The 11256-nt window shown below is 56.6% G+C and carries 6 protein-coding genes; 1 reads left to right on the top strand and 5 read right to left on the bottom strand.

Going from position 1 to position 11256, the window contains the following annotated elements; genetic code table 11:
* Positions 1 to 44: 44 nt before the first annotated feature.
* Positions 45 to 3074: an RNA-directed DNA polymerase gene (locus RE4_RS16505; RefSeq protein WP_081098382.1), complete on the top strand. Its 3030-nt coding sequence runs from the start codon at positions 45 to 47 to the stop codon at positions 3072 to 3074.
* 216 nt (positions 3075 to 3290) lie between these two features.
* Here the strand turns inward: RE4_RS16505 and RE4_RS16500 are convergent, their stop codons facing one another.
* The 5 genes from RE4_RS16500 to RE4_RS16480 are packed head-to-tail and all read right to left on the bottom strand — an operon-like array spanning position 3291 to position 11221.
* Positions 3291 to 3782 (bottom strand): hypothetical protein, encoded by a 492-nt coding sequence (locus RE4_RS16500; RefSeq protein WP_060938964.1) that lies wholly within the window; start codon positions 3780 to 3782, stop codon positions 3291 to 3293.
* The gene (locus tag RE4_RS16495) at positions 3779 to 4633 is read right to left on the bottom strand and encodes a ParA family protein (protein ID WP_003940667.1); all 855 of its coding nucleotides are present in this window, start codon (positions 4631 to 4633) and stop codon (positions 3779 to 3781) included. Before RE4_RS16495 ends, RE4_RS16500 begins: the two co-directional genes overlap by 4 nt.
* A 33-nt stretch (positions 4634 to 4666) precedes the next feature.
* On the bottom strand, positions 4667 to 7591 hold the full coding sequence (locus RE4_RS16490) for a Z1 domain-containing protein (RefSeq protein ID WP_060938963.1): 2925 nt from the start codon (positions 7589 to 7591) through the stop codon (positions 4667 to 4669).
* The gene (locus RE4_RS16485) at positions 7588 to 9105 is read right to left on the bottom strand and encodes an ATP-binding protein (RefSeq protein WP_060938962.1); all 1518 of its coding nucleotides are present in this window, start codon (positions 9103 to 9105) and stop codon (positions 7588 to 7590) included. Before RE4_RS16485 ends, RE4_RS16490 begins: the two co-directional genes overlap by 4 nt.
* On the bottom strand, positions 9098 to 11221 hold the full coding sequence (locus RE4_RS16480; RefSeq protein WP_238077026.1) for a hypothetical protein: 2124 nt from the start codon (positions 11219 to 11221) through the stop codon (positions 9098 to 9100). Before RE4_RS16480 ends, RE4_RS16485 begins: the two co-directional genes overlap by 8 nt.
* Between the last annotated feature and the right edge of the window lie 35 nt (positions 11222 to 11256).

Below are 11256 nucleotides of genomic sequence, written 5' to 3'. Positions count from 1 at the left end.
ATCTGCATTCCCACCCGAACACCGCGACAAAATGAAGAAGGCCAATGAACTTCACTCTCACAGACCTCGGAATGGCTTATCGAATGGCTAAGGTCGATCTATACTACACAACCAATCCCCCTATACTTAAAATTGCGGAGTACGAAGAAGATCTTGTACACAATCTCCTATCGCTCCTATACAGGTTAAATTCACCGTCTGACGATTGGGTTGAAGATCCAGATTATTTGGGGGGTCGCACCTTCTTCCCGAAAAGCTTAAAAATATCCCCACCCGACGCTAGCAATGTAGTCCATTCAAACCCAGCACGGATTTGGGGCATTTCCATTGAGAATTCTGAATCAGCGCCCATCGCAGAATTTCGACTGTCTGCGATGTGCAGTATTGACTTCCACATTATATCTACATTGTGGATGATGAGAGTTGGAAAGAAATTTGATAAGTGCCTAAGTGCCACCGCATACGGAAATCGACTTCGGAAGGTCACTCCGAACGCCATAGAGGACTTATCTCTAGGATCTTTCAATCCGTATACAACACCTTTTGGTAAGTGGCGGGACGACGGACTCAAAAGTATGACGGAAGCACTTGAGGAAGATAAAGAGATTGTTGCGATCACAGCAGACGTAACTACCTTCTATCACCAGCTCGATCCAAGTTTTATGACCGATAAGAACTTCGTTCATAAAACACTAGGAATCAATCTAACAGCGAAAGAAACAAAACTAAACAGAGTCTTCATAAAGTCTATCCACGCCTGGACGCGAATGGTAGAGTTTCCGCGAGGACTGCCGGTCGGCCTCCCCGCATCAGCTGTGATTGCCAATATGGCACTGATTGAGCTCGATCGAACGATCGAAGAAGAGATAGTTCCGATCTACTACGGCCGATACGTCGACGACATTATTTTGGTGATTGAAAATCGCAGCAAAATGGCCACCTCATCTCAGATCTGGAATTGGATCATATCTCGATCTGACCGAAAGCTCGTGTGGGATGAAGCCGAAGCTGGGTCCATCTCATATACTGCGGAATACCTAGAAGGTAGCGACATAAGATTCTCAAACAGGAAGAACAAGATCTTTTTCATGGAAGGCGATTCCGGAAAAGTTCTAATATCTTCGATTAGAAACTCAATTTATGAACGCGCAAGTGAATGGCGAAGTCTACCTGTGTTGCCATCAAATCCAGAAAAAGTTGCCACCGATATGGTAGCCGCCACACAATCCGACGGTGAATCCGCAGATAATCTGCGAAAGACCGACTCGGTCTCTATGAGACGAGCCGGATTCGCCTTGAAACTCAGAGATATCGAAGCTTACGAGCGCGACCTTGAACCCAAGGACTGGATTGATCATCGCCGCGCCTTCTACCGTGCGTTTATTGACCACGTTCTTGTCTTACCAAATTTCTTCGATCTAGCCGGATACCTCCCTCGGATTATCCAACTGGCTACTAGCTGCAAGGATTTCGAAGAAGTTGGCCTGATAATAAGATCGCTGAACAATATCGTTAACATGATTGCCGCCGACTGCAAAATTATTGCAAGCTCCGATGCCCATCAGACGATTGATGGCCAAGCAATAATTTCCGAATGGACAACTAGACTCTTCAGCACAATTTACGAAAACATTGCTTCGGCCTTTCCTGGTCACCTCAGCAGTTCTGAGGCTAAAAATTGGAATCGTCACATAGAGGAACCGACAAAATCGGACCCTAGATTTCCTAGCCTATCAATTCAAGCGATAGAACTAGTTCACAAAAGTCTCTTCTACCGCGATCTTGCGCACGCACCTTACCGTTTCTCCTTTTTGCCCGAGGAATTCGTCGCTCGGCGCGGAATCGAACGGGAATTCTTCGCCCATCCCTTCGATCGTGTGGCGCCTTTTAAATTGTCCACGTTGATGAAATTATTGAAAAAAGAGTCAATTGCCGGACTACAAACAATGTCAGAATGGAATCATAGCAACCCGGAACTATTTCATTCAGGTATTGCATTCCCTACGCGCCCCTTCAGCTTCGCAGAGCTTTTTATCATCGCGGGATCGCCATTTTCTAAAGAGTCGAATGCCAAATTGATCAAAGTTATTGGCGCCCTCCGCGGATGGAAACCAACTGGAATGATGCCGAACGTAAGCGAAAATGATCCTCATCTTCTCAAGATTCAATCGGGATCAGTTTCGACCAAAAAGAGGATCGCTATAAGTAGCTGGAAGACCGAATACGATAGCTGGATCGCTGCTGCGATGAAACTCTCCGATCCAGATGTAGACCGGTATCGACGATTGAACTCATTAATAAATGAAGTAATATCAAGAGGTAGCGAGATTGATTATCTCATACTCCCCGAACTAGCCTTGCCGTCGAAGTGGTTCATTAGAATAGCCCAGAAGCTGCACGACAGAGGAATTAACCTGATTACAGGAATGGAGTATTTCCACTCGAAGAATAAGAACGGAGAGAAAGTCGTTCACAACCAAGTCTGGGCCGCATTGGGACACGACGGTCTTGGATTTCCCTCGACAATGATTGTTAGACAAGATAAGCAGCGCGCCGCCCTCCACGAAGAGCAAACATTGCATTCGTATGCAGGATTGAGACTGGAACCAAAGATTCAAACAGATAGCCCGACTGTAATACAAAACGGAAACTTTTCATTCGCGATGCTTATTTGTAGCGAGTTGACAAACATCAACTATCGCTCCGATCTTCGAGGAAAAGTTGACGCACTGTTTGTTCCCGAATGGAATAGAGACATAACAACATTCGTATCGCTCATAGAATCGGCATCGCTCGATATTCATGCATACATAATTCAATGCAATGATGGCGCTTATGGCGACAGCCGTATACGCGCGCCATACAGCGAAACATGGAGGCGCGATATCGTGAAGGTCAAAGGCGGCGTTCACGATTATGTAGTCGTGGGAGAAATTGATATCGAATCACTACGTCAATTTCATTCGCATCACCGATCACCTGCAAAGCCATTTAAACCTGTCCCGGACGGATTCTCTCTCTCGCCGGGACGACGGTCCCTACCTCGGAGCGGTAAGGACCGAACTAGTCCATAGTCAACGATTTCAAACCTGGTGACGTGATGTGGGTTGAGCTACCTATCGATCAACCCACACGCGATCACGAGGCACTTAGGCCTGACGTCTCGACATCGACAACTACCCAGCGATGATCACCAGGCAGTCGATAGCTCTCTGCTTGGCGAAACGTGCTGGTCATTGAAATCCCTCCGTCGACAACAGTTGATGGACAAATCCCGAATCCGGCTACCCCTACCGGAACGCACTCCCCTTCGAGGTCAACACTTTCACCCGCTCGACGGTCCAGACCGCCAGCACATCAACCTTCCGTTTACGGCCTGTCTCCTTGTGCGTATCCATTTCCTGTTCCGCGATGATGTCCTTGATACCGTCTGCGTCGAGTGCCGAAAGACGCTCCAAGAGAACCTCTTCCCCATCGAGCTTGAAGACCTCGAACGGGTCGAAAGCCCCCGGCTCCCGTTTCACCTTCGGGGCAGCAGCACGACGACGCGGCGCCGGTGCAGAAGCAGGTACCACAGCGGCGGATCCATCCGACGGAACTGCAAAAGCGCTTTCGATTGCCTTCGCGAAGCGCGGGGTGCGGGCAGCTTCCTCCGCGACTACCTGAACCAGCTTGGCCAGCAACACCGATGCCGAGGCATTCGTCGCCGCCAGCTTCAAGAGCGCGGCACCGGTCTCCTGCACCTGCACGCGACGACGCGCCTCATCGATACCCGCACTCATAGCTTCGCCTGTGCTTCCGTGAGAATGTTCTGCGTGATCGCACGCATCTGATCGAACTGACCTGCGTTGCCGTACTTCACTTTCAAAGTGCTGTACGGGTGAAACTCCGCCGACGCGGCAATCTGATTCGACTCCGCTAGATACTCCGGCAATACGTGTGGGACGTTGGGATCGCGCCGAAGGTTCCGCACAGTCGTGCGGTGCACCGCCGAGTTGGACTTGTACTTGGTGATCACCAACCCGAGTTCGAAGAGTTCACGGCCGAGTTCTTTGCCGAACTTCGCGATGTGCGTCTGGATCTGCGGAATGCCGTACGTGGAGAGCACATCCGGGATCGTGGGGATCACGTAGCCGTCAGCCATGGCCAATCCGTTGAGTGTGATCGGCCCGAGATTCGGCGGGCAATCGATCAGAACGTAGTCGTAATACGGCATCACCGGTGCGACGGCGTCTCGCAACAATTCGACCGGCTTGGTAGAGTTCCGATCAGCAACCCGAAGGGCACTGATCTCCTCCTGCAATTCGATCAAATCGAGCGATGACGGAAGCAGATCCACACCCGTCACTCGCTTGACCGGAGAAACTCCGCGCTGAATCGAAGCCTCGAGATCGAAGTTCGACGTGCCATCGACGGCGTCCCGGAAAATGGTTGCGCTGGTCAGCCCTTGCTTGTTGAGTTCGAGCCAGTGATCCTCACTGATCATCATCGTCGTCAGATTGATCTGCGCATCGAGGTCGATCAACAGCACGCGCTGACCGAATTCGAGCGACATGAACTCGGCCAACCCCGCGGTGATCGTCGTCTTACCGACGCCGCCCTTGAGGTTGATTGTCGCAATCGTCTTAGCCATCAGAACCCATTCCTGTCTCCCACCACAACACACCTAGTTCGCATCGACGATCGCCCCTGTCCCTGACTGCTTCACCCGAAAACCGATTCGCCCCAACGGCTCCGCCGCGTGCGGAAGCGCGTACGAGAACAACGTCGCAAAATCGCGCGAGTCCACGGGACCAGCCTGTGCCCGTTTCAACTGACGCGGAGCCGGATCGTTCGCAAATACCAGAATCAATGCACCGCGAGTCTTCCGATGAAGAGCACCGGCAAGCGGTCCACCGTTCTTCTTCGGGCTGCCCGCAATGTGCTCGATCGCATCGCGCTCACGAACGGCAGTACCGGTGAAACCTGTTCGGTACTCGCGTTCCTGGCGTTTGCGATTGACGATCGGAAGTTTCTCGTGCCAACCCTTGATCTCGATCGGCTCCCGGGTCTTGGGGTACGGAAGCAGAACTGCGAAGTCTTCGAGCAATCCGGATTCGATTGCGGTCGAGAGCGCTTCGCGGTGGGGACCGAAATCCCACCCGTTCGCCCACTCGAACTGGTCGACGGCCTCTAACACCACATGGGCAGGGACGATGCCGTATCGCGCAGTGAACGATCGCGAAACGTCATCCTTGTCAACGAAATTGAAGGACCCTGTTTCGTCCAACGACTTCAATAATGGTGCAACCGCGTCGAAGTGCCGAGCGTTGATCGAACCGTCGCCTCGCGGGGGCTGCATCGTGAAGCTGAAACTTTCACCACCCATGCCTCGATAAACCAGATCGGCGTTGAACATCTTGTTTCGAGCCGTTGGCCTGAGCCACGGCAGCTGCTGAAACACCATCGGCGGCACATCGCGTGGAGTGACCCACGGTTCGCCCTTCCCGTTCACGCCGCTGAACCTGGTGAGCTCGTTCCGGAACTCCTGCTCATCCCGAACGATCGCCTCGAACGCCTTGTACATGTCGTAGTCCGCGCCGGCGGGTCCGCCAACCGTGCGGCCGATGAACAGGCGCACCAAGTCTCGGTACCCGGGGCGGAATCCGAACCAGCGTCCCATCTGCATCAACGTGTCAGCTTGGCCCGTGCGACGCGTGTAATAAGTGATGGTCAGGCCCTCGACTGTGAAGCCGCGACTCAGCTTTGTTCCGCCGACAAGGATCTTCCATACTCCCCGTTCCTGGAAGTCGAGGGAATCCTGTTTGTAGTCCTTCTCGGCCGCCCCGTTGACCACGATGACGGGGCTGGTTCCCTCGGAAATCTTGTCGTAGGCGGCGCCGATGAACTCCTCCAGCTCACCGAACGAGCTGGGATTAGCCAACTCGCTACCACGCGCAGCACTCACCACAGCAAAGTCCCCGGCCCAGAGCTTTTCCAGCCTTGAGAGACTCTTAGCCTGGCTGTACCCCGCCGACTTCCACAAGGCCTTGAAATCATTGGCCACAGCGTCGTGCTCGGCCTGCTTCACCGATTCGTGCACCAACATCGTGTGGTGCCGATACTGCTTGGCGCCCTTCGATTCCCGGAAAAGCTTGATCGCCCCGGTCAGGACAAACGAGTCGAGGGCCCGCAGTTGCTCGGCAGAACGATCCTCGTCGCACTCGGCCCGGAGATCCCGTACGTACGCTTTCTGGTTCGAATTGGCCGGAGTCTTGTCGTCGTCTTCGAGATCGTCGAGATCGTGGAAGTCCGCACCACCCATGTATGGGCCGGGCCGCTCGAGACTGACGATGAAGTCCGAAGGAAAGACGTTGACGCTGTCCTCCGGATCGACAAACACATTGGCAAAAGGTGTTGCGGTGTAACCGATGTACTGGGCACGCTTGAGTAGACCGAGGATCTCAGCGATCTGACCGTTGATCGCCGTCCGCTCGATCTGCTCGGTTTTCATCTTCTTCGGATCGATCGTGTTCACCGATGCCTGATCGGCTTCGTCGTCGATGATCAGGGCAGGGATCTGATCGAGCTCGGTCGGGACTTTCTTCAGATCGGCCACCAGCTTCTTGAGGCTGGAGACGTTCTTCTTCACGACCGCGATACGAATATTGCTCGGGTACAGATTCTTCGGATCATTGAGTGGAAGAGAGTGATCCACGGTTTCGAAGTGCAGTGCGCTCAAGCCCGCGAGCAGACTCTTGTAGTCAAAGGTCGAGGTGGTGAGCCGACGGATAGCCGGGATTTCGTTCGTCTTGTTCGGATCGATTTCGTGTTCGAGAAAGTTCCCGTCCCGCCAGTCCTCGTCGTTGGCGTAGTCGTCGTCCACACCGGCACTGATGTTTTGACGACCGACCAATTCCATGTCGAGGCGTCGCTGAGTCTGGCTCCGGAGAATCTCGATCGTGCCGGTCAGAACGATGACCAAGCGGTACCCAGCGTCGATCGCCTTGGCTACTACGCCACTGAAATTCGCCGTCTTTCCGCTCTGGACGTAGCCGACCACCAAACCTTTGGACTGATACGGCTCCGGCCTGGTTGGGTCGGCGAGTCGATGCACAACCTCGGTCGTTGCGATGTCCAGCTTTCCGATTGTTGCTTCGTCCCAGTTCTTGTCGGCTAGAACTCGCTTGTAAGCCCGCCAATAGAAGTCGTGCTCGCGCCGGCGCTCGGAGGTGTACCAGGGGTCCCACGGCTGCTGAGCCGCAATGACAACGGGCCCACCTTCGCGAGGGAAGCGTGCATCCATCTCGGCGTGCGCGTCTACCGGCAGTCCCAACAGGTCGTAGATCCGAGCTCGCCGTTCCGGGCTCTGCGGGGTAGTCGAACCTACCCATGTCTCTACGCTTTCCGCATCCCACTGCCGCAGACGCGAGGTGAGCGCCGTTCGTACACCGACCGCACTGTCGTCGAGGAACACATCGATGACGTCCGCGATGGTCAGGCCCTCCGGATAGCTCGCTCGCAGGCGCGCGTTGACCGGGTAGAGCACGTTCTCGGGCGGAAACCCGTCACCGAGTTCACGTGCAACCGCACGGAATACTTCATCACTCACTGCACTACCTGCTCCCGGTGCGCTGCCACTGCGGAAATCAACACTTCCTGCCACGCCTGCAACTTTTCCCTCTGACGAGCGCCGATTCTCGTTCCTTCGAACATCTCACTCACCAACAGGAAGACAAGAGTCTTGAGCACCGGAGCATCAGCCGGGTCAAGGCTGCGGCGTCCGAGCAGATCACGCCGAAAACGCGCATTGATCCACAAAGTACGAGTCTTGAGGTCGACTTCGAAGAACTGATCACGCGCCAAAGCTCGCCAACCCACGGCAACAGGATCATCGCCGACACTGAATTCGAAGGCGTCGCTGAAGGAATCGAGCACGTCTTCCGGAAAGCCGGATGCCGGCTCGATGACGCTGATCGGCCGAGGTGCAGAACTTCGGGCTGCCCGCACCGCGCGCTCGGCGTCGCTCAAATACGAGCGGAATCCACCGTTCCCCTCCGTGAAGACGGCCCCGTCGACGGCAGCCGACGCAGTGGCATCAAGCGTCACCCCCGATTTCTCGGGATTGATTGTGATGTGCTGCAGCAGAGAATCGTTCAGATCGACGGCAATTCGTGCCAATCCGTAATCCGGTCGGCCCCGCACTATCGCGTTCCATCCACCGATCTGCAGGAGTCGATCGTGCCGATAGAAGTAGAGCCCCTGCTGGTCGCGGCCGGGGGCGCCGTGGATACGGAATTCCGGTGCATTACTCCGAGCGGGCCACACGTGAGCTTCGGCGGTTACTGTGGCACCGGCGATCGACACGGTAAGTGTCCGAGGGTAGTTGAGGTCACCGGTGCGCGGATACCGGAACGGGTCGATGGCGCTGACCTTGCGCAGCGCGCCAGCGCGTCCCGCTTCGACGTCGAAGACATCGACAGTCAGAGCAATCCGGCCGGATTCGATGAGACGGTGAAATACGACGCCGAGATGACTGCGCACGTCGTTGATGGTCTGTTCGAGCCAGCTGGTCTGCTCGTCCGCGTGTGCGGACATGAGAAAGGTTGTGATGCCGCGCCATTCGACAACAGTTCCAGTGTCGAACGGAAAGCGAGGCATGACTGCGTCGAAGAATTCGGCGGCTTGCCGGTCCTCGATCACCGAAACTGACTGACGCCCCTGCACTGAGGCGGAGTCGATCTCGCGGCCCTGCGTCGGGTGGCCCGACTTTCGAGACCACACTCGTAGCAAACGAGCCTGACTCAACGACGCTGCCTTCATCCCCACACCGAAATGACCCAGGTCCTCGGCGGCATAGTCGCGTCGACGGCCGTAGGTCATCGCAGCATCGATGGTGTCACTGCCCATGCCGGAACCGTTGTCGATCACCATCATCGACACGATCCGTGTGCCGTCCTGAACGAACCTGATCAGCACGTGGGAGGCCGCGGCGTCGAGGCTGTTGTCGATCAGATCGGCGAGCGCTGTCGCGATGGTGTGGTGCAAGCCAATGGCGCCGGCGAGGGACTCGTCCGCCGCAAGGATCTTGGTGCCCACTATGCGGGTGCCCGCGAGGTCAGTCATGAGATGCATCCTTACTGTCTGCCTCGTCGATTTCGGATGCTTCGCCGCGCCTCCACGCCGCCTCCAAGAAGTCCAGAATCACGTCCTCACCACGATCTTCGTACGCGCGCAGTATCTTTCGTGGACGGTCTTCGCCGTCCAGACACACGGCTTCGGCAAGGATCCGCACCACATGTCTCTCGGCAGTTCGCAATGGCTCGCGATTGCCAACCTCTGCGAGTGCCTGACGTAGTGGGTCGATGTCAGAGTGGACGATCGCCGGTCGAACCACGCGGAAGGTTCCGTCTTGCCACAGCTCGAGCAGCACGTCTTCGCCCTCGACAGCGGAGAGTTCACGCAGGAATCGGCGGATAGTGCCGAACGTCGGCTGCGCTCCGGTCCACCGAACTGCTTGAACGCCGAGGTGGCTCTCCAACTCGATGGTCTCGCCGCGAACACAGCCCGCAGCGACCGCAACACCGGCGGGCACCGCAAACCCGGAACCCCGTAGATGATCGGAGGTCACGGTCAGTCGATACCGCCACGTACTACCTGACCGGTACAGGCGGCGAGTCAACTCTGGCGTCTTCGCAGTTTTACGTGTCCGCTTGCGCCGGACGATCCCGTCACCACCAATGTTGAACTCACTGGTTCCTTCAGCCTCTCCCGAAGAAACCGATTCCTCCCCAACGGAATCCGCGCTTCCCCAGGCGTGCAGCCGCCACACTGCGCCGTCGAGCGCCACGCGATCGTCGGCCTCGAGCGCGCGCTCGATCGACCGGTCACTGCGATCGGACTTCAGCAACTCCACAAGCTCGACGGCGGACTTCGGCGATCCGACGGCTTCGAGCGCGCCGACTGCCAGATCGGAGATCCGACGCGCACGCGTCAGCGCAGACTCCGCCACTACGACGACCCCGCACCACGCAAGCCACTTCTCCAGTTCGCCGCGTGACATCGACACCACTTCGGCGACGTCGTCGAGTGGAACCACACCGTTGGGGGACTCAAAGTCTTCCAGCAAGGTCTGAGTGCGTTTCTTGGCCTCCGCGACGCCCGGAGCGGCAGCCCAACCGTCAGTCACCTCGAAGTAGTCGTCGAGACGGTCCAGAACCAACCACAGCGGAACTCCGTAACCAGGCACCTCCGCCGCGATGCTCGGATGCACGTCGAGGAGGCGATCAAGCGAAGCTACCGGCTGAATCTCGACGCGCAGGCTGCCAAGCAGGTTCCCCACCGCCGTCCCGAATCCGCACGCCGCGTTGAGTTTGGCTTTCACGTCGGCCTCGATCTGCCCGACTCGCCCCGAGCCCACTCCGAGCTTGGCTCCGATCGCTCCCCTGCGCTGCGGAACTCGCGCCACGATCCGCTCACGCAACACCAACGACTCCCGCTCATCCAGCTGCGAGAAGAGATTGTCGATCTCGTCCATCGCGTCGGTACGGTCGGTGTCGGGCAAGTCGTTTGGCGTCAGAGCCGAGATCCGGGCGGCAACTTCCTGAATCGAGGCCGGAGATTCATCGTCGATCTCGACGGTGACGAGTGGTCTGCTGTCCTGGCCTCGGACCCGTCGCCACATTGCCAGCTGAGCGAGATCGTCGAGCAGCGCTGTGATCGCGGGTGGGGCAACTGCTTCCTCAGCGGTCTCGACGCGGGCGAGCGGAGTCGTCATGACCGCACAGACCAACAGGTTGAGCACTATGTCGTGCACCGTCTGTTCGCTAGTTCCGCGCACGCCGAAGATCTCAGCGGTCGTGTGCGTCAGTAGACCGCCGATTGCTTTGTCGGTGGTGAGCCGTGACAACGCCGTCACTGCGCGAGTATCGAGACTCAACACCTCCAGCGGGAGATCTTCACCAAGGAGCGGAAAGCTCTCGTGTAATACCGCTGCCGCGTGGTGAGCGATGTAGAGGGACGCCAGCTCGGAGAGAACCTTCTCGAGATCGACCTCGAGAACAGTGAACGACGGCGCTTCGCTGAACCACCAATCAGGCGACGGGGCCAGCGGCTCGAGCAGCGCAGCACGATCGGATACGTAGTCGTCCAACCAAGGAAACAGATCGACCCACAGCGTCTGACTCAGCTCGTTCGCGGGAAGCGAGTTCACACCCAATGTCAACGCACTACTCCCACTCACGGATACCTTCATTGCAGTCAAAACCGACCGCGATG

It is taken from the genome of Rhodococcus erythropolis NBRC 15567 (assembly GCF_001552595.1).
Lineage (GTDB): Bacteria > Actinomycetota > Actinomycetes > Mycobacteriales > Mycobacteriaceae > Rhodococcus_F > Rhodococcus_F erythropolis.
The sequence above is the reverse complement of the archived record's forward strand: the minus strand, read 5'-3'. Positions and strand labels throughout refer to the sequence as shown.